The 17872-nt window shown below is 45.4% G+C and carries 21 protein-coding genes; 8 read left to right on the top strand and 13 right to left on the bottom strand.

What is annotated here, in order from left to right:
- Positions 1–2 precede the first annotated feature (2 nt).
- Positions 3–1295 carry a signal recognition particle-docking protein FtsY gene (ftsY, locus tag J4N44_RS16250; protein ID WP_252044657.1) on the bottom strand — a complete coding sequence of 431 codons (1293 nt, stop codon included), beginning with the start codon at positions 1293–1295 and terminating at the stop codon, positions 3–5.
- A 223-nt stretch (positions 1296–1518) separates the two neighbouring features.
- Here ftsY and rsmD point away from each other — a divergent pair, with 223 nt between their 5' ends.
- Together rsmD and J4N44_RS16260 are read left to right on the top strand one after the other, a co-directional pair.
- Positions 1519–2118, top strand: coding sequence for a 16S rRNA (guanine(966)-N(2))-methyltransferase RsmD (gene rsmD, locus J4N44_RS16255; RefSeq protein WP_252044658.1), 600 nt, complete (start codon positions 1519–1521; stop codon positions 2116–2118).
- Between the two features lie 25 nt (positions 2119–2143).
- Positions 2144–2410, top strand: a complete 267-nt coding sequence (locus J4N44_RS16260) for a DUF1145 domain-containing protein (RefSeq protein ID WP_005438504.1) — start codon at positions 2144–2146, stop codon at positions 2408–2410.
- Positions 2411–2475: 65 nt separating this feature from the next.
- Here J4N44_RS16260 and J4N44_RS16265 read toward each other — a convergent pair whose 3' ends face one another.
- The 4 genes from J4N44_RS16265 to J4N44_RS16280 all read right to left on the bottom strand — a co-directional run bounded on the left by J4N44_RS16265 (position 2476) and on the right by J4N44_RS16280 (position 5470).
- A complete protein-coding gene (locus J4N44_RS16265; protein ID WP_005452008.1) occupies positions 2476–3060 on the bottom strand; it encodes a YhgN family NAAT transporter in 585 nt (194 codons plus the stop codon).
- Between the two features lie 112 nt (positions 3061–3172).
- A complete protein-coding gene (locus J4N44_RS16270; RefSeq protein WP_005452009.1) occupies positions 3173–3394 on the bottom strand; it encodes a YecH family metal-binding protein in 222 nt (73 codons plus the stop codon).
- Between the two features lie 69 nt (positions 3395–3463).
- Positions 3464–4084, bottom strand: coding sequence for a lysoplasmalogenase (locus J4N44_RS16275; protein ID WP_009695934.1), 621 nt, complete (start codon positions 4082–4084; stop codon positions 3464–3466).
- Between the two features lie 1020 nt (positions 4085–5104).
- The gene (locus tag J4N44_RS16280; protein ID WP_005430355.1) at positions 5105–5470 is read right to left on the bottom strand and encodes a hypothetical protein; all 366 of its coding nucleotides are present in this window, start codon (positions 5468–5470) and stop codon (positions 5105–5107) included.
- Positions 5471–5711: 241 nt separating this feature from the next.
- Between J4N44_RS16280 and J4N44_RS16285 the strand changes: the two genes are divergently transcribed.
- On the top strand, positions 5712–6041 hold the full coding sequence (locus tag J4N44_RS16285; RefSeq protein ID WP_009695938.1) for a DUF2500 domain-containing protein: 330 nt from the start codon (positions 5712–5714) through the stop codon (positions 6039–6041).
- Between the two features lies 1 nt (position 6042).
- Here the strand turns inward: J4N44_RS16285 and J4N44_RS16290 are convergent, their stop codons facing one another.
- Positions 6043–7056 (bottom strand): acyltransferase, encoded by a 1014-nt coding sequence (locus tag J4N44_RS16290; RefSeq protein ID WP_252044659.1) that lies wholly within the window; start codon positions 7054–7056, stop codon positions 6043–6045.
- Between the two features lie 250 nt (positions 7057–7306).
- Here J4N44_RS16290 and J4N44_RS16295 point away from each other — a divergent pair, with 250 nt between their 5' ends.
- A complete protein-coding gene (locus tag J4N44_RS16295) occupies positions 7307–7687 on the top strand; it encodes a cystatin domain-containing protein (protein ID WP_005438511.1) in 381 nt (126 codons plus the stop codon).
- Positions 7688–7776: 89 nt separating this feature from the next.
- Here J4N44_RS16295 and arsJ read toward each other — a convergent pair whose 3' ends face one another.
- The 6 genes from arsJ to rhtB form a co-directional block, all read right to left on the bottom strand.
- Positions 7777–8994 carry an organoarsenical effux MFS transporter ArsJ gene (gene arsJ, locus J4N44_RS16300; RefSeq protein WP_038897950.1) on the bottom strand — a complete coding sequence of 406 codons (1218 nt, stop codon included), beginning with the start codon at positions 8992–8994 and terminating at the stop codon, positions 7777–7779.
- 257 nt (positions 8995–9251) lie between these two features.
- Positions 9252–9746 carry a cyclin-dependent kinase inhibitor 3 family protein gene (locus J4N44_RS16305; protein ID WP_252044660.1) on the bottom strand — a complete coding sequence of 165 codons (495 nt, stop codon included), beginning with the start codon at positions 9744–9746 and terminating at the stop codon, positions 9252–9254.
- 11 nt (positions 9747–9757) lie between these two features.
- Positions 9758–10759, bottom strand: a complete 1002-nt coding sequence (locus J4N44_RS16310; RefSeq protein ID WP_005430364.1) for an ArsJ-associated glyceraldehyde-3-phosphate dehydrogenase — start codon at positions 10757–10759, stop codon at positions 9758–9760.
- Between the two features lie 27 nt (positions 10760–10786).
- Positions 10787–11122 (bottom strand): metalloregulator ArsR/SmtB family transcription factor, encoded by a 336-nt coding sequence (locus J4N44_RS16315; protein WP_005452016.1) that lies wholly within the window; start codon positions 11120–11122, stop codon positions 10787–10789.
- Positions 11123–11224: 102 nt separating this feature from the next.
- On the bottom strand, positions 11225–12448 hold the full coding sequence (locus J4N44_RS16320; RefSeq protein WP_005452018.1) for an EAL and HDOD domain-containing protein: 1224 nt from the start codon (positions 12446–12448) through the stop codon (positions 11225–11227).
- 28 nt (positions 12449–12476) lie between these two features.
- The gene (gene rhtB, locus J4N44_RS16325; RefSeq protein WP_005452019.1) at positions 12477–13091 is read right to left on the bottom strand and encodes a homoserine/homoserine lactone efflux protein; all 615 of its coding nucleotides are present in this window, start codon (positions 13089–13091) and stop codon (positions 12477–12479) included.
- Positions 13092–13156: 65 nt separating this feature from the next.
- Here rhtB and J4N44_RS16330 point away from each other — a divergent pair, with 65 nt between their 5' ends.
- Both J4N44_RS16330 and J4N44_RS16335 read left to right on the top strand, forming a co-directional pair.
- On the top strand, positions 13157–14146 hold the full coding sequence (locus J4N44_RS16330) for an alpha/beta fold hydrolase (RefSeq protein WP_005452020.1): 990 nt from the start codon (positions 13157–13159) through the stop codon (positions 14144–14146).
- A gap of 171 nt (positions 14147–14317) precedes the next feature.
- On the top strand, positions 14318–15142 hold the full coding sequence (locus J4N44_RS16335) for a Cof-type HAD-IIB family hydrolase (protein ID WP_050907157.1): 825 nt from the start codon (positions 14318–14320) through the stop codon (positions 15140–15142).
- Positions 15143–15211: 69 nt separating this feature from the next.
- Here J4N44_RS16335 and J4N44_RS16340 read toward each other — a convergent pair whose 3' ends face one another.
- On the bottom strand, positions 15212–15682 hold the full coding sequence (locus J4N44_RS16340; RefSeq protein ID WP_252044662.1) for an EVE domain-containing protein: 471 nt from the start codon (positions 15680–15682) through the stop codon (positions 15212–15214).
- A gap of 41 nt (positions 15683–15723) precedes the next feature.
- Between J4N44_RS16340 and J4N44_RS16345 the strand changes: the two genes are divergently transcribed.
- Both J4N44_RS16345 and J4N44_RS16350 read left to right on the top strand, forming a co-directional pair.
- A complete protein-coding gene (locus J4N44_RS16345) occupies positions 15724–17274 on the top strand; it encodes a COG3650 family protein (RefSeq protein ID WP_252044664.1) in 1551 nt (516 codons plus the stop codon).
- A complete protein-coding gene (locus J4N44_RS16350) occupies positions 17274–17870 on the top strand; it encodes a tRNA-uridine aminocarboxypropyltransferase (RefSeq protein ID WP_252044666.1) in 597 nt (198 codons plus the stop codon). The genes J4N44_RS16345 and J4N44_RS16350 overlap by 1 nt, the downstream gene beginning before the upstream one ends.
- The last annotated feature ends 2 nt before the right edge of the window (positions 17871–17872 follow it).

The following is a 17872-nucleotide window of genomic DNA, read 5'->3' on the forward strand; positions in this document are numbered from 1 at the left end:
TGTTACTCTTCACGACTAAACAGAGCGTCAATGAACTCTTGAGTTTCAAATGGACGCAAGTCTTCGATGCCTTCGCCTACACCAATGTAGCGAATTGGGATTTCGAACTGATCAGCGATAGCGAAGATCACGCCACCTTTCGCTGTACCATCCAGCTTAGTCAATGTAATCCCGGTTAGAGGGGCAACATCACTGAAAAGTTTCGCTTGGCTAATTGCATTTTGACCTGTGCCTGCATCTAGCGTCAGCATGATCTCGTGTGGCGCTGAGTCATCAATCTTCTTCATTACACGTACAATCTTACGCAGCTCTTCCATTAGATTCGCTTTGTTTTGTAGACGACCTGCAGTATCGGCAATCACGACATCGACGCCACGCGCTTTTGCCGCTTCAATCGCATCATAGATAACCGAGGCACTGTCCGCGCCAGTATGCTGAGCAATCACAGGAACGTTGTTACGCTCACCCCATACTTGTAGCTGCTCAACCGCTGCCGCACGGAAGGTATCACCCGCCGCAAGCATGACTTTCTTACCTTGGTTTTGGAATTGCTTCGCCAGCTTACCTATTGTGGTGGTTTTACCGACACCGTTCACGCCAACCATTAAGATAACGTAAGGGGTTTTGCTGCTGTCGATTTCGAGAGGCTGTTCTACTTTCGCAAGGATTTCTGCCATCTCTTCTTTCAGCAGGCCGTAAAGTGCTTCACCATCTTTAAGATCACCGCGAGAGGCTTTTTCAGTCAGATTGTTGATGATTTTTGTGGTGGTTTCCATGCCTACATCAGCAATCAACAGTTGTTCTTCTAGCTCTTCGAAAAGGTCATCATCGATCTTCTTACCGCTGAACAAACCAAAGAAACCCGCACCGATGTTTGCTTTTGTGCGGCTTAGGCTACGCTTCAGGCGAGCAAAGAAGCTCTCGGTTGGTTTTTCTTGTTCTTGAACGCGAGGTGCAACTGGTACTTGTGGCTCTTCTGCTTCTGCTTCTGCTTCTGCTTCTGCTTCTGCTTCTGCTTCTGCTTCTGCTTCTGCTTCTGCTTCTGCTTCTGCTTCTGCTTCTGCTTCTGCTTCTGCTTCTGCTTCTGCTGGGGCAGCCTCGGCTTTCTCCGGCTCCGCTTCAACCGCTGTTTTTTCTTCTGCTTGCTCGGCAACGTCTTCTGTTGGTTGTTGCTCGGCGGCAGGAGCTTCCGCTGCTTCTTCTTTTACTGATTCTTCAGTTGTCGGTTTTTGGCTTTGCTCTTCATCACCAAAACCGAGCCACGAAAGTAATCCGCGCTTCTTTTTTTCCGTCATCTGGGGCTATCCTAGATTGTCTTCTTATCTATTAATGACTCTTTTCTGACAAGAATATTAACTTTACAGAAAAGGCGAATGACAAAGTTGTGAAAACTTTCCAATTAGGTAAATCTAATCTTATTAGTGTTACACTCTGTCATCTTGAATATTCTGGGCTGTATCCAAGCTCAAAGCTTGGGCGATTGGGTATAGTATCACTTTATTAGCGGTCAAAAAATCTATGGTAAGACGTCGCCAGCAAAACTCATCACAAAAAACGCCAACAACGGGCTTTGTACGCATTATTAGTGGGTTATGGAGAGGTAGAAAGCTCCCTGTTCATGATGCAGAGGGCTTACGCCCAACCACGGATCGCGTAAAAGAAACCCTGTTTAACTGGTTAGCTCAAGATGTACCGCAGGCGAAGTGTCTCGACTTGTTTGCGGGCTCAGGCGGTTTAGGCTTTGAATCAGCTTCACGCCAAGCTGACCAAGTAACTATGATTGAGCTAAATCCACAAGCATTTCAGCAACTGCAAAAGAACGTAACTTCCTTGAATGCCAACAACATTCAAGTAGTGAACACTGATGCAATTAGCTTTTTGCAGCAACCAGGGACACCTCACCACGTAGTATTCATCGATCCGCCATTCCGCAAAGGATTATTGGATGAAACCGTGACCTTGCTAGAGCAAAACGGCTGGCTTGCTGAAGATGCGATGATTTATATTGAAACTGAAAAAGAGCTGAACATTGCTGGGCTACCAGAGAGCTGGCACCTACACCGCGAGAAAACCGCAGGTCAAGTGAGCTACCGTTTATACGAACACTCACCAGCTTAAAGCCTCGATTTAAAAGGATAGTTAAATGAAAGCATTATTGATACTGGCTAAAGCGGCCATCGCCTTTGTCTGGTTCGTGTTGATCCTCAACTTCTTTATGCCATTCCCTGGCAAAGCAGCGATTGCGTTGTACATCATGACCGCATTCTTGTTCATCATGCACGGTTTGCAAATGGCGATCTTCATTGGTGCATTTGGCGACAAGATTAAGATGAGCGCATGGGAAAAGTACTCCATTTTGATTTTTGGTATTTTTGCTCTGCTCGATATTCGTCGTAAGCACATGATGTAATAAGACAGATAAACGAAAGCCGCTCATAAGAGCGGCTTTTTTGTATTTATCATCTCGGTAATGGCTCAGCCCATGTAGCTCTTCACCCCATCAAGGAACATTTGGGTAGATATCATCACTAGCAGTAGTCCCATCAATCGCTCAACGGCTTTTAAGCCACGCTCTCCTAGGATACGGTGGAAGAAGCTGTAGAACATCAAAATAAAGAAAGTCGCGCCCCAAGCAATTAACACGGCGGCAGACAGCTCCATAATCTTATCGGGATGCTGAGAAGAAAGTAAAAGCAGCGCTGCAATCACCGAAGGTCCCGCAATCATCGGGATAGCCATTGGTACAATAAACGGCTCTTCGCCGGCAGCCAATCCAGTAATGCTGCCAGCGCTTGGGAAAATCATCTTAATGGCGATGATAAACAGAATGATACCACCAGAAATACTCAAGGTTTCAGGCTGGACATGAAGGAAGCTCATGATGCTCTGCCCTGCAAATAAGAACAGCATCAAAATCATCAAGGCAAACACTAACTCACGGATCAGTACTTTGCGACGACGCTTTGCATCGAGATGTTTGAGAATGGATAGCACAATCGGCAAGTTGCCGAGCGGGTCCATAATAAGAAACAGCATGGTCGCTGCAGAAAGAATGTCCATGTTCTGACCTCGACAGGAAAATTGGCGGCCAGTATAACAAAGTGACTACATGAATATATGTTTGAAGGCGAAATGCATTTATCGCCTTCACAGAACAACGCTTAACCGCCGCTTAGTGATTGCAAACGCGCGCCATGTTTACGACAAACTTACCTTCTAGCTCGCGTACTTTTTCTCGCTTTAGCAAAAACTCTAGCAATGCATCTAAGTCTAGATCATTCAGCTTACAGGTATGAAAGCGTGCCTCAGAACCAAAGTGACCCGCAAGCTCATCACGGTTCATTGGGGTTTCACGAAGTAGGTTCAGTAGATTGTGAGCATGAATTTCAGTCATTATTGACTCCGGTCATCAAGTTGAATTCGTCCAGTTTACTGAAAAAAAGACGAGGTACTTTGACCTGAGTTAGTAAATGATAGAGGCAACAATTAACGCATGAGCAAAAAAGTAGCTGCCACTCACCCAGACATAGGCGCGTTTCATCGGCTTACGATAACCATGTATTGCATAAGCTAAGGCGGAATAAATCATCACTAAGGTGCCGCTAAACCCGAGCGCACTAGCAAAGCTCGGCACTTGTAACCACACCTCTCCCGCAGCCCAAGCCAATTGAACTAGCATAATGCCCATAATCACGACCGGAAAGACCATGGAATCCAATTGTGGCAATAGTAGGAAAAACGCGACGATACTTGCTGCGAGAAGCAGAGCTAACAACCACCAAACGATGTCACCATTGAGCTGAACCCAAAATGATTTGCTATAGCAGATTTGTGCTAGGAGATAACCCGCGAAATAAAGAGGTTTGCGAGATTTAAATGAATGAAGAGTGTCAGCAAACATCGAAACCACTAAACCACCAACGATCCAATATGTGTGTGGTGCTGAAGAACCTTCGGTCAGTGCCAAAATCAGCAGCAATAGCAGAGTAAAGATTTTAAATGTGAGAGACTGCGTTGGATTGGCTTGTTTCGCCCCCAACACGGAATACATCCCCGATAGCCCTATCGCTAACCAACTCCACATGCCGATACACCTTTCACGTAATCTCGCCGCTAGTCTAGGTAGACCAATCTTGATGTAAAGATGCAATCAGTGAAAGTTGGATCTCGATAGCGAATCGCAACATTTTGTAGCCGCAACTTACTCAATTAATGGTTATCGTTTTTCTCGCAATCATTGAGGTGAATGATTTAGTCAAAGCAATCAACGGCAGCGAAATAAATTCGCTGACTTTCAATAAATTGAAAAACAAACCGCCAATTTGTTCGCCATGCAACCGTTATGGATAAATAACCGACACAAAAACCAAATCCACCACCTCTGACCACTCAGAAAGCTAAAAACACCGTTCCATAACAAGACTCGTAACTACCAGAGTATTAAAAACTTAGGTTAAAAGTTCAAACAAGCACACCTAACCACCTGATATAAAAAAGAATATCCAACAAAAGCGATAAAAACCTAGCCTTAGCTATTGTGGATTATAGCTAAAGCCTTTTGATACTGTAGTTTTCTCATTAGATAGGAAAAATAAGACGAAATAGACGTCCATAAGTGTTCACCTCATTAGCACAAAACCTAATTTTCTCAACTTTTGAGAAATTCAGCAAAAATAGCCAACCAACATCACCACTCAGACAAGAAACACTATTTCATCATAAGATTACTCATATTTAACACTTTAAAATCATATACTTAAAATCAAAAAGAAGAGAAAAACAACAAGTCGAACACTTAAAGAACAGCACAAAAAACACAGTTTTATTAGTCAATTTAGGGTAAAAACACTTAAGTTAAGTGCGAGTTTTGAAAACTTTTTCGCTTTGAAGTTGATCAAAGCTCAAAAACAGTGCTATATTATTTACATCGAGTTCATCAATGATTTTAGGGGTAGTGTTATGATTTCTTCTTCTCAAAAACAAGGGCTGGTAATGATTGCAGTGGTTGTTGGTTTAATGACACTGCCAATGATGTACTAAGTTACTGTTTAAAATAAAAAAGGGACGCTTTCGCGTCCCTTTTTTATTATTCAAATTTTATCGTCTACAAATGCTTAACCAGAATGTCCCAATGCATGTAGTAGAAACCAAGTGCAGCGAGCGTAATCAAGGCCATTAACAAAATCGCCGCTCGCCAAATAAAGCGTGAACTTCGTGGTGTCAGCTCCTTTTCGCATGCATCGCACGCAGCTAAGAAACCTTTTCGATCGTCCAGCTTGTAATCCTCTTCGTGAACAACCTTGTTTCTTACGGTCGCAATAAACCGCAACTTAGCAACAACGTCATGCGGCAAGCGCTCTTCACAACTAGTGATAAGCTGATGTAACCCTTTCCCTTCCGCGTGGTATTGCGTACGCAGAAGTTTCTCGATCGTTCGGGTACGCATGACTACTTTCTCAATATCTGACATCGTAACCCTCCTTACTTGACCCTTCCTTCGTCAGTCATTTCATTCTTCTATAAATTTAGAACTTTTTCGAGCCAAAAGGTGCAAATTTCCTTTTAAATTGTGCTCTTGAACGCATATAAAATGTGAAGTGCGCCGAATAAAATCTACGACGCTTTTACTAGATCACGAATAATTTATCTCAACTCATAGTTTAATCAGGGAGTTCTGTAAAATAGGTGCCAATGAAACATTGGAGGTTATCATGCCAATCTCACTTATTTTGGCTTTGTTCGCTCTGATTGCGCTCGGCGCATGGGCGTTTTTCCGCTTCTACAGCAAACATTACTTTGGCGAAGATGCACCTGAGCAAAGTGCTCAAGTGACCATCTTAGACAAACAAGCAATAGAAGTACCGGATGCAGAGCCAGGTCAAGACGATCAAGAATATTGGATTTATGTACAACGCGGTTCGATTGGACCAAAACGCGAATTCCAAATCGGTGTGCACTATTACCACGCACTCAATCCGGGTGATAAAGGCACACTGACTTACCGTGGCGATAAGTTCTTACATTTCGCCTTAAAGCGCTAATCTACGGTAGCAACCAGCGAGTCTTGGCGGACTTGGAGAACAGATAGCTCATCGCCAAGGCTCCAGCACCACTCAATACAATCCACACAGGAATCACCCATGCAGGGTGACCTTGATACCAACCGAATGCTTTCATCGGCCATAAGAAGATTGGGTGAAGAAGATAAATACCTAAACTGTGCTGGCTAATAAAACTCACCACTTTTTGCGCTTTCGGTGCCAAGCCCTCTCCAAAGTAACGACACAACATAAAAATCATCGATGCTGCGAGAATCACATTCAATGTTTTGTATGAGAACCAGCGCCCTACTGTGTATTTGTCTGCTTCTAAACTGTTGGTCACAACCATAGTAAACGTCACTGCTAATGCCACCAACCCAAACGCAGTAAACGCCGTCACAACGGAACGGTTTAATGGAATTTTCTTAAACAACACATAGCCTAACGGTAAATACCCCATGTAAAGCCAATATTGATTACTCCATGGTCCATCAATTTTGAATAGGAATAAGGTACTCGTGAACAACCAAAACGCTAAATAGGTGTAAATAACGCTGTCATCGACATTACGAACCATCCATTGAAACAACGGAATCACAAAATAGAGTGGAATAAAGTAGTAGAAAAAACCAAGGTGATAATAAGTTGCATGATACGGACTGTTACGCACCACTTCTTTTACCGTGGCAAAATCAAAACCTTGCGCTGTCCAACCCGATAAATACGCGTAAAACATCGACCAAACCAAAAAAGGCACCAGCACTTTGCCTAAACGTCGTTTGACGTAGTATTTGGCATCAAAAGGACGCGTATCGCTGAGCATCAATGCACCAGTTATCAAAATAAACACTGGCACCGCCCAACGCGTCACGCTGTTCACACCGACTGCCGTCGCCCATTGATCGAATGGAATCACGCCCAATTCATTACGATATGGCGCTAACACGTGAATAGCGATCACTGCCACAGCAGCGACACAACGTAATAAGTCGAAAAACAGAACCCTTTCTCTCATACCCTTTCCTAGTTTGTGTAACTTCACGTCTATAGCATAGGGTAATTTTCGCTCAGTTAAATAGTTAACAATCTGTTTTTGCTTATTTTTAACTCAGCTATGAAGCTCTAATAACATTGATTTGCACAATAGTTAGCGACAAATCCTATTGTACAAATAGGATCACCAGCCCTAAGCTTTCTTGGATATGAAACAGATCTAGCCGTTTCTTTCCATTAGGATGCTGGACAGATTATCAAGAGAGGTCTTTATGAAGAAAACATTATTAGCATCACTGGTTTGTGTAGTGGCTTTAGCTGGATGTAATCAAAAGGAAGAGACCGTGGCACCAACACAATCGCAATCGGAAGCGAACCCTATCTGCAGCACGGAAAATCTTGCTGGCGGCTGGTCACAAGGTGAAGTAACACCTGAGGCTCAGCAAGCGCTCGACTTTGTTCTTGGGCAGATGAATACCGCTGCTAAACTAAAAGAAATCTTGAGCGTACGAACTCAAGTCGTGAATGGCATTAACTACGCGATTGAATTCGAAATGGACAATGGTGAAGTCTGGAACACCATCGTTTACCGTTCGTTAAAAGGTGATATGGAAATGACGCAACCGGCACAGCAAGGTCGCCTTTGCCCATAACCAAGGTTTACTGATTTGCGATACTGAATCGTAAATACAAAAATGGCTCCCAACATGGAGCCATTTTTATTTCTAACTCGTAAATCGATTTAAGCCGTAGCTACTTTGGTTTTTGGTAGCTTGATAGAAATGACCGTTGTCAGCGCTAAGAAGGCAAAGGACACCCACAAACATGCAGCAAGCCCTGCTTCTTGGTAAATCCAACCAGAAAGAACCGTACCGATCAAACGTCCCATCGCATTCGCCATGTAGTAGAAACCGACATCCAATGAAACACCGTCGCCTTTTGCGTAGCTGACGATTAGATAAGAGTGCAAAGATGAGTTCACCGCAAATACGGCACCAAAAATCATCAAGCCCACCACAATAACAAGCTCTGGTTGCCAGCCAATCTGCACGCCGTAAGCAATTGCACCAGTGATAACAGCAAGGATACCAGCCCAAATTAATGCCGCGCTGCCATCTGGCACTCGACCTTGCGCTTTACCGGTAATACGAGGTGCAAAGCCTTGAACGAATCCGTAAGCAATCACCCAAGCTGCCAGGAAGCCGCCTACCATCAGGTGATCCCAACCAAATACGCTGCCAAGGTAAATCGGCAGTGCAACAACAAACCACACATCACGAGCACCAAATAGGAACATACGCGCTGCAGAAAGGATGTTCACCGATTCTGACTTAGAGAAAATCTGACGAAATTTAGGTTTGCTCTTCGCCTTACCCATATCCGCTTCTAACCAAACTAAACTGCACACGAAGACAATCGCCAACACACTTGCCATGATGATCATCGAAGTTTGGAAACCAAACGCTGATAGCAATAAACCACCAACAAAGAAACCCGCACCTTTCAGTGCATTCTTCGAGCCCGTTAAGATCGCAACCCACTTATAAAGTGCACCTTGCTGTTCGTCTGGCACCAAAGTTTTGATCGCACTCTTGGCACTCATCTTATTTAAGTCTTTGGCAATACCCGAAATTGCCTGCGCCGCCATTACCCAAGGAATGGTCAACCAAGCATTGGGCACTGCCAGCATCAGCAAGGCGAAAATCTGCATCCCTAAGCCGACGTTCATGGTTTTGTTCAAACCAAGTCGAGCACCTAGCCAGCCGCCAACCAAGTTGGTCACTACGCCAAAAAATTCATAGAAAAGGAACAGCGAAGCAATGGCTAAGCTTGAGTAACCTAAGTCATGGAAGTAAAGCACCACCAGCATACGTAGTGCACCATCCGTCACGGTGAAGTTCCAATAGTTGAACGTCACCAGCATATACTGACGGATACTTTTGCTTAGTTTTGAAATCATAACGACCTCAGATGTACAGCGTTTATAGCATTTAGATCATGATGTTCCAAATGCTCTATGACCTGAACACCAGCATTGAGCCATCTCAATACTGGCGTTAAATTGTGAAACAAGAACTGATGAAAATCTAAATATTATTTATTAATAAACAATAGGTTAAATGTAAAACCAATAAACAAGAATCACATAAATTGGTAAGCCATCACGGCATAAAGAGAGCTTTTAGATCATGATGTTCCAAAAGCTCTATAAGCTGATCAAGCGTTTTGAGCTACACGCTCGATGTACTCAACTTGTACAGGCTTTGTGAAAGCACCAGGACGCAGCGCTTGCACTTCACGCACGATGTCTTCTAGCGCCCAATCTTTCTCTAACAGTAGGTGCGCAGCGAACAAACCTGTGCGACCAGAGCCCCCCATGCAGTGCATTGCAACCTTATCACCTTGAGCAAGAATCGCGTGCAGTTCAGGACTCGCTTGTGACCATTTTTCAGCGAACTCTTCGCCCGGAGCACAATCATCTTCAATCTCAATTTGGAACCATTTCATGCCCAATTGTTGGGTTAATTCGCCCAACGCAGACACGTCTTTTGCTGCTAATTCAGCATTATCAAGAGCAGTAACAATTGCTTCTACGCCTTGCGCTTTTAGCTGCTCTAGCGAAGCTTGCAGTTCAACACCTTTGGTGCCTGGACATGGAGTCAGTACCAACGCGCCCGCTTCTAAATCCAATTGCCATGTAGGATGAGACATCTTAAAGCTCCTTATGCCATACCAACGTTACGAACCAATTCTGCAGTACGCGTCGCGTAACCCATTTCGTTATCGTACCAAGCGTAAATCTTCACCATACGAGAACCTACTACCATGGTTGATTGCGCATCAACGATAGTTGAACGTTGGTCGCCTTTGTAATCAATAGAAACCAATGGGCGCTCTTCAAAGCCAAGGATGCCTTTTAGCTCGCCTTCAGAAGCTTCTTTCAGTAATGCGTTAACCTCTTCTGCTGTGGTATCACGTTTCACATCAAAAATAATGTCAGTGAGTGAGGCGTTTGCTAGAGGAACACGAACCGCGTGACCGTTAATCTTGTCTTTCAACTCAGGGAAGATTTCAACAATCGCTTTTGCACTGCCCGTTGTGGTTGGGATTAGGCTCATGCCACATGCACGTGCACGACGTAGGTCTTTGTGCGGCGCATCCAGAATCGTTTGTGTGTTAGTTAAATCGTGAATCGTTGTGAATGACGATTGTTCAATGCCCAGTTTTTCGTGAATCACTTTCACAACAGGTGCAATACAGTTCGTTGTACAAGACGCTGCGGTTACGATGCGGTGCTGCGCAGGGTCGAAGATGTGGTCGTTCACACCCACTACGATGTTAGCTACGCCGTCTTCTTTTACTGGTGCGCTAACAACAACACGTTTTACGCCTTGCTCTAGGTATTTGTTTAGGAATGAGGTTTTGCGATGAACGCCCGTTGCTTCAATCACAACATCACATTGACCCCAGTTCACAGCATCGATATCACGCTCTTGTGAAGTCGTGATGCGCTTACCGTTGATCACCATGTCTGTGCCTTCAACTTGCACTGCATGGTTCCAACGACCTTGAACTGAATCGAACTCAAGTAAGTGACCCAGAGTCGCCGCATCACCCGCTACATCGTTGATGTGTACGAACTCTAGTTCTGGCCAATCAAACGCTGCGCGTAATGCCAAACGACCAATTCGACCGAAACCGTTAATACCTACTTTAATCGTCATAATCTTCTACCTTTAAGCTTTCGCTGGTTAACAGCACGCTGCACGAGCTTTGTCGTGCAAACGTGAAATATCTTCTTGGTACTCTTGCTTCAAGCAGTTCGAGGCTACCAAGTCATCAATCAATTTTTGCATCCATCCCGGTAATTGATCTGACAGCTCGTAGTACACCCATTGCCCCTGACGTTTATCAACCAAAATACCATTTGATCTTAGCTGAGCCAGATGGCGAGAAATCTTTGGTTGGCTTTGTTGTAGCGCATGGGCTAAATCACCAACACAAGTTTCCCCTTCACGAACCACCAGCATTAAGCAACGCACACGAGTCTCGTCGGAAAGAAGTTTGAAAAACTGATGTGGAAGCATACTTACATACCTATATATGGATATGCATATATAGTTATTTAAAAATAGAATAACGTCAAGCGATCGTGCTCGACTGTAATAAAAGTTTAATATTTGATCAGATTAGGCGCCAGAAAAGGTCTGGCTCCAGCGAACGGCTTCGCCAAGTTCAGACTTAACATCATCCACAGAAAGTCCGAGTTGCTGGGAGAATTGCTCCACGCCTGCCCAATCGGCACGCTCGTAGCATTCCTCAATTGCCAACAACGCGCCGTATTCACCTTGGCGATGCAACAAGGCTTGCTGCACGGAAGGGCTTAAAGGCAGCTGTCCCACTAAAGATTCCACAGACAAATCAAGCATGGCGTCGAGAATCGATAACAAGCCAACCATAAAACCCTGCTCGTTGAGATGCGCAAAAGGTTGATAGCGCGACATAGCTTCGCAGAATTGAGCGCGTTGCAAAGATAAGTTGTACAACTCGCGCGGCTTCTGCCCGGAGATATATGACGCAACCACCAGTGAGACAAACATTTTGAGCTTTTCTTGTCCAAGATAAATCAAAGCTTGGCGGAATGAAGTGATGGTCACTTCTAACGTGGTCGATTGTGTATTCACAAAACGCAGTAACTTGTACGACAGCGTGACATCTTGAGTAATGATGTTTTCAATCCGGTCAAAGTCTGGATCGGGGACACACACTTCTCGAAATAGCTTGAGCGCCAACACTTGCTCGGGACTCACGTATTTAGTCTGCATCACTTCAGGCTTGCTGAAGAAGTAGCCTTGGAAGAATTTAAAGCCTGCCTCTTTGGTCGCTTCAAACTCAGCTTCGGTTTCTACTCGCTCAGCTAAGAAATGGTATTTGGTGCGCTTTTTAGTGTGCTTCTTAACTAAGTCGCATGCCTTTTTTAGCCCCATCGCCATGATATCGAGTTTCACGATATGGACATACGGTAAGAAACGACGCCATTCGTCAGTCAACGTGAAGTCATCAAGCGCGATCAAATAGCCTTCACGGTACAGTTCGCGAATGGCTTCAAGCAGCTCATCGGTTGGTTGGCAGGTTTCGAGTACCTCAACCACGATTTTGTTTTTCGGCAAGCTTCTTGGCAGCCGACGCAGCAAACTTTGGTGAGGGAAATTGATGAAGCATCGTGAAGATGCAATCAGAGGATTGGTTCCGACAGAGAGAAAGTTCTCTACTATCAATCGGTATGTCGCCCTGTTTGAATCGATGTGCGCAGGATAGGCATTACTTTCACCATCACGGAACAACAACTCATATCCCAGCGTCTGTCTTTTACGGTTAAAGATTGGCTGGCGGGCGACATATGCGTTTTTCATTCGAAATTATTGTGCTTTTTATAACTTGTTACTTAGCTGCCGCTAATAATGCACCACATCCCATGAACATTGAACCGAATACTTTATTAATTTTGCCCATGATCTTATCTGAGCGAATAAAGCGTCCCATTTGTGCGGCCAAACTGGTGTAGCCCAGCATCACAAACGCGTCAATGGTCACCGTCGTCACGCCCAATACCAACAGCTGAGTTAGTTGGTCTTTCGCTGGATCGATAAATTGTGGAAACAGTGCCACCAAGAATACGATCGATTTCGGGTTAGTCAGGTTGATAAGAATGGCTTTGTACAACAGAGAAGTACCTGACATGGTTTGGTGACTTTCGGTTGCAACCAAGCCGGATGTATCACGCCACTTTTGAATGCCAAGCCACACAAGGTAAGCTGCACCAACCCATTTGATCACAGTAAATGCCGTCGCCGATTGCGCGACTAAAGCACCAATGCCAGCGCCAACCAAAGCAATATGAATTGCCAAACCAATCTGTAAACCAACGATAGCACCCAATGACTTGCGCGTGCCGTAACTCAAACCATTACTGATTGAGTTGACGGTGCCAGATCCCGGAGCCAGACTAAAAACGATTGCAGTTACCACATAGGCCAACCAAACATGGGTATCCATTGCATTTCCTCAATAATTCTTCGATGATACATCGCGTAAACAACGTATCTTCAGGTAATCGACTAATGGCTATTAACCATTCACCTTTGACTTATACTCAAGAGACCTTATTTGAGCAAGCAATAGGTGGTCCGATCGCAGCACTTTGGCAAGAACGCCAAGAAGGCTTTGTAAAAGGGACAGAGAAAAAGAAAATCTACTGGTGCAAACTCACCAATCCCGAACACACCAAAGCCGTACTGATCGTCAACGGTCGCATTGAAGCCTCCTGGAAATACCAAGAACTGTTCTACGACCTATATCGACAAGGTTATGACGTGTATTCGTTTGACCACCGAGGACAAGGTTTATCAGATCGTCTGCTACCAGACTCAGACATGGGTCACGTCTATGACTTTAATGATTATATTGACGATATGGAATTGGTACTGCAGCAACTCAATTTGAGTGGATACCAGCAGCGCTTTGTCATTTCCCACTCGATGGGCGGTGCAATTGCAACACGTTACCTGCAAACTCACCCAGACCACAACTTTGACGGTTTGATTCTGAGTGCTCCGATGTTTGGTATCAACCTTCCTTGGTATCTCAGCCCTATCGCGATTCCAGTCACGCAAATCCTTGCAGCGGTTTCCCCGCAACCAAGCTATGCGCCAGGTCATAAGGAATACTACCCAAAGCCGTTTGAAGATAACCCACTTAGCCAAAGCTACGATCGTTATCACTGGTTCCGTGGTTTATACCGCGATAAACCAGAGCTACAAGTGGGCGGTCCAAGCACACGCTGGGTATGGCAAGGCTTGATGGCAGCCAAGCAATGTATTTTGCTGACACGCCAAATTAAAGTTCCGGTTTTATTGGTTCAATCAGGTAACGATCGCATCGTGAGTAACGCCGCGCAGCAACGCTTTATCGATAAGCTAAGTAAGACTAACCCCAATGCCAGCCTAGTTTCTATTGCTGGCGCAGAGCACGAAATCTTGTTTGAAAAAGACCAGTATCGCAACCAAGCACTTGATGCGGTTTTTGCCTTCATGCGTGAGCACAGCCAATAAATCAGATTAAAGAGGAAATACGAGCTCAGCGATTTACCCTCTTTTTCCTCCTTATTTTGGCGTAGACTTCATCATGTTCCCCGCACTCGGAGCAGTACGATCTAGTCAATCTACTGCGCTCCGTGTGCAATCAACCTGTTCTACTCTATCCGAACCGTTTACGAGGGCTTCATGAGCACATCGCTACCTTGCAAAGAGATCACTAAAATCGTTGCCTCAGATCTGGATGGCACTTTACTCGCACCAAACCACCAGCTAAGCGCTTACTCGAAAGAGACGCTCAAAGCGCTGCATGAACAAGGCTACACATTTGTCTTTGCAACGGGTCGCCACCACGTCGACGTCGCAAGCATTCGTCGCACGGTAGGTATTCCGGCTTATATGATTACTTCGAACGGAGCACGTGTGCACGACCAGAATGATCAAGAGATGTACAGCCAGAACGTACCTGAAGATTTGGTTCAACCAGTGATCGACACGATCAAAACGGATCCTGAAATACTTATCCACATGTATCAAAACGACGACTGGTTGTTGAACAAAGATGACGATGAGTTACGCGAATTCCATGAAGAGTTCACTTATAAGTTGTACGATCAAGACAACGCACCAACTGATGGCATTGCGAAAATCTTCTTCACTCACCCAGCAAAAGATCACGACCATCTTGTGACCTTCGAAACTAAGTTACGTGAGCAATTTGGCGATCGACTAAACATCGCATTCTCAACACCTTGGTGTTTGGAAGTGATGAGCGCTGGTGTGTCTAAAGGTGATGCGTTGAAGGCAGTCGCGGAGTCTATTGGGCTAACATTGGAAAACACCATCGCCTTTGGTGATGGCATGAACGACGTAGAAATGCTATCCATGGCGGGTAAAGGATTGGTGATGGGCACATCTCACGAGAAAGTGATGAAAGCACTACCAAACAATGAAGTAATCGGCAGCAACGTTGACGATGCGGTTGCACACTACCTACAAGATCATCTGCTATAACCTGTATTGGCTATCAACAACAGGTTATCGGCAAAATCACAAAGGGCTGCACTATGCAGCCCTTTTCTTTTATCGCTGACTCGGCAACTTCTCTTTACCGAGGATTGCTTGCCACTCTTCTTCGCTCACAGGCATGATCGATAAGCGATTGCCGCGTTTCACCAATGGCATGTTTTCTAGTTCTGGCATCGCCTTCATGACCGGCAACGGAATCAAGCGTTCAGTCTTACGCACAAACTCAATATCCACCATAATCCAACGCGGATTTTCTGGGTCGGATTTCGGGTCGTAATAATCGCTCTCAAGGTCAAACTGGAAGTGATCGGGATACGCTTCACGGGTCACTTTGGCAATACCTGCCACACCCACGTTCTTGCAAGATGAATGGTAAATCAGCACCAAATCGCCCAATTTGACTTGGTCACGCATCATATTACGCGCCTGATAATTACGAACTCCCTCCCAACATGAAACCTTTTGGGTTCGAAGCGTGTCAATAGAAAAGGTATCTGGTTCTGTTTTAAATAACCAATATGCCATAATGCCATCCGATGCAGATTAAGTAATGAGGAAGATATAACATGAAGGCTTTGAAAAACCCAGTGGCATTAGCCACACTGCTGGTCCTGCAAGCATGTAGCATGCAACCGCAGCAGTCCGATGCAGACACCCCAACCACTCCGCCTGCATCCTTAGATAAGCCGGAAACCATCTTACCTCAAACCTTTATGCTGCGTGGTGAAGTAGTGATTGGGCATGAAAGCCAGTACATCACACCTTGTGGCAGCGACAAACAATACTGGCTGCAACTGTCACCGCAACAAATCCAACGTGCAGTAGCCATCACCAATGAACCTTATCAAACCATGTATGGTGAAGTGATTGGTCATCTCAACCCGCCGGGCATCGACGGTTTCTCTGCAGATTTCGATGCTAACTTTGTGGTTGAGCAGGTGAACTTCCTCACCACAGAAAATCCGCATCGCTGCAAACAAACCAGTAAACCCACTCGCGTATTTGGTAATGAACCTTCGTGGGCTGCCAACTTTGAAGGCAATACGCTCAAGTTCCAGCAAATAGGCAAGTCGACACAAACACTCGAGATTAAAAGCAGCAAACTGCAACCTCGTCAGCGTACTTACCAGTTGGATGACGGTGAACTGCGCATGACCGAGAACTTGTGTTCAGACACCATGAGCAACTCTCTCTACGGCTGGAAAGCAACACTAGAGCATGGCGATAAAACCTATCAAGGCTGTGGTATGACAGCCAACGTAGATTCAACATTAGAATGGGTGAACACTTACGTCGCGACGTCGACCCAGTCACAAGGCTTCGAAGTGCAAATGACACTCAACAGCGACCACAGTGCCATCACCAAATACAGCTATTCAGACGGACAACCGCCATTGATTGAACGCGGCTACTGGCAACAACTGAGCCCATCGCAAGTCCAAGTATTGATGACTCACCACCAGCAACAACGCTTAATGACCGAGCGCCTATTTACTCGCGAAGGCAACCAGTTGAAAGCAGTCAAAGAGAAAGTGGGCAATTTGGTTTATCCCATTGCCGATGGCGGCTTAGTGCTATACCCAGCAACAGTGCGTAACTCAGGCATTGAGCAAGAAGCGCCTGAACGCGGTAGTGCGCCAATTGTAGCTGCGGACATTCCATCCAGTGCCGAATTTAATTCAAAAGTGGATGCGGCGGTACGTAACTACTTTTTCATTAATCAAACCAACCCAAGCAATAACCAATACCGTTGGCTGACTTACGATCTGAATGGCGATGGTGATGAAGAATTACTGGTGCAACTTGATTGGTGTGGCTCTGGCGGTTGTACTCTGCTGATATTCGAAAACCACGAGAAAGAGTGGCGTTTCAATAGCCGTATGACGCTAGTGCAAAGCCCAATTATGCTTGGTCAACAAACCTCACACGGCTGGCGTGACCTGATTTTCAATGTCAGCGGTGGCGGCGCAACGCCTGGGCAACACGTGATGCAATACACAGGCGTAAGTTACCCAATCAACCCAAGCTTGGCGCCAAAAGCGAGCAAAGAACAAGTCAGCGGCGTGCGTCTATTCTCAGATGGCATCAGCCCTGTTCGTGATGGGGTGCGCTTGTAATGGCGCAGCCTTGTCCACATTGTGGCTTCCAGTTCAACTGCATCTGTTCACTGCTGCCGAAGTTAAGCAGTGAACACTCGCTGATGCTGTTAATGCACCCCAATGAACTGACGCGCGATACCAACACTGGCAAACTGCTCACCCAGTGCCAACTGAATGTCACTCAAGTCGTTTGGGACCGAAAAACGCCACCAGCAGCGTTGTTAGAAACGTTAGCTAATCCAAGCCTGCTGCCAGTGCTGCTATTCCCAAGTGAAGAAAGCCTAACGCTTGAACAAGTACAGCAACAAAGTACCGAGCAAAGCAGACGACCGTTGTACATCATTCTTGATGCGACTTGGCAAGAGGCGCGCAAGATGATCAACAAAAGCCGTTGGCTAGAGGGCGTCTCGATGATGGGCTTAACCACTCAAGCCGATTCCCAATATCAACTGCGTCGCAACCAGCAAGAAGGTAATCTATGTACCTTTGAAGTGGCTGCCCAATTGCTCGGACAACTTGGTGAAGAGCAAAACCAGCAACAGATGCTGGACTTCTTCGAGCAATACCTTCCTCGTTTCCAAGCCGAGAAAAGTGGTCACGAGTTCAAAGCCTAACT

It is taken from the genome of Vibrio sp. SCSIO 43155 (genome assembly GCF_023716605.1).
Lineage (GTDB): Bacteria > Pseudomonadota > Gammaproteobacteria > Enterobacterales > Vibrionaceae > Vibrio > Vibrio harveyi.

Excerpts from the sequence above, each read along its gene's own strand:
- ftsY (WP_252044657.1), bottom strand. The coding sequence starts at position 1,295 with ATGACGGAAAAAAAGAAGCGCGGATTACTTTCGTGGCTCGGTTTTGGT.
- rsmD (WP_252044658.1), top strand. The coding sequence starts at position 1,519 with ATGGTAAGACGTCGCCAGCAAAACTCATCACAAAAAACGCCAACAACG.
- J4N44_RS16260 (WP_005438504.1), top strand. The coding sequence starts at position 2,144 with ATGAAAGCATTATTGATACTGGCTAAAGCGGCCATCGCCTTTGTCTGG.
- J4N44_RS16265 (WP_005452008.1), bottom strand. The coding sequence starts at position 3,060 with ATGGACATTCTTTCTGCAGCGACCATGCTGTTTCTTATTATGGACCCG.
- J4N44_RS16270 (WP_005452009.1), bottom strand. The coding sequence starts at position 3,394 with ATGACTGAAATTCATGCTCACAATCTACTGAACCTACTTCGTGAAACC.
- J4N44_RS16275 (WP_009695934.1), bottom strand. The coding sequence starts at position 4,084 with ATGTGGAGTTGGTTAGCGATAGGGCTATCGGGGATGTATTCCGTGTTG.
- J4N44_RS16280 (WP_005430355.1), bottom strand. The coding sequence starts at position 5,470 with ATGTCAGATATTGAGAAAGTAGTCATGCGTACCCGAACGATCGAGAAA.
- J4N44_RS16285 (WP_009695938.1), top strand. The coding sequence starts at position 5,712 with ATGCCAATCTCACTTATTTTGGCTTTGTTCGCTCTGATTGCGCTCGGC.
- J4N44_RS16290 (WP_252044659.1), bottom strand. The coding sequence starts at position 7,056 with ATGAGAGAAAGGGTTCTGTTTTTCGACTTATTACGTTGTGTCGCTGCT.
- J4N44_RS16295 (WP_005438511.1), top strand. The coding sequence starts at position 7,307 with ATGAAGAAAACATTATTAGCATCACTGGTTTGTGTAGTGGCTTTAGCT.
- arsJ (WP_038897950.1), bottom strand. The coding sequence starts at position 8,994 with ATGATTTCAAAACTAAGCAAAAGTATCCGTCAGTATATGCTGGTGACG.
- J4N44_RS16305 (WP_252044660.1), bottom strand. The coding sequence starts at position 9,746 with ATGTCTCATCCTACATGGCAATTGGATTTAGAAGCGGGCGCGTTGGTA.
- J4N44_RS16310 (WP_005430364.1), bottom strand. The coding sequence starts at position 10,759 with ATGACGATTAAAGTAGGTATTAACGGTTTCGGTCGAATTGGTCGTTTG.
- J4N44_RS16315 (WP_005452016.1), bottom strand. The coding sequence starts at position 11,122 with ATGCTTCCACATCAGTTTTTCAAACTTCTTTCCGACGAGACTCGTGTG.
- J4N44_RS16320 (WP_005452018.1), bottom strand. The coding sequence starts at position 12,448 with ATGAAAAACGCATATGTCGCCCGCCAGCCAATCTTTAACCGTAAAAGA.
- rhtB (WP_005452019.1), bottom strand. The coding sequence starts at position 13,091 with ATGGATACCCATGTTTGGTTGGCCTATGTGGTAACTGCAATCGTTTTT.
- J4N44_RS16330 (WP_005452020.1), top strand. The coding sequence starts at position 13,157 with ATGGCTATTAACCATTCACCTTTGACTTATACTCAAGAGACCTTATTT.
- J4N44_RS16335 (WP_050907157.1), top strand. The coding sequence starts at position 14,318 with ATGAGCACATCGCTACCTTGCAAAGAGATCACTAAAATCGTTGCCTCA.
- J4N44_RS16340 (WP_252044662.1), bottom strand. The coding sequence starts at position 15,682 with ATGGCATATTGGTTATTTAAAACAGAACCAGATACCTTTTCTATTGAC.
- J4N44_RS16345 (WP_252044664.1), top strand. The coding sequence starts at position 15,724 with ATGAAGGCTTTGAAAAACCCAGTGGCATTAGCCACACTGCTGGTCCTG.
- J4N44_RS16350 (WP_252044666.1), top strand. The coding sequence starts at position 17,274 with ATGGCGCAGCCTTGTCCACATTGTGGCTTCCAGTTCAACTGCATCTGT.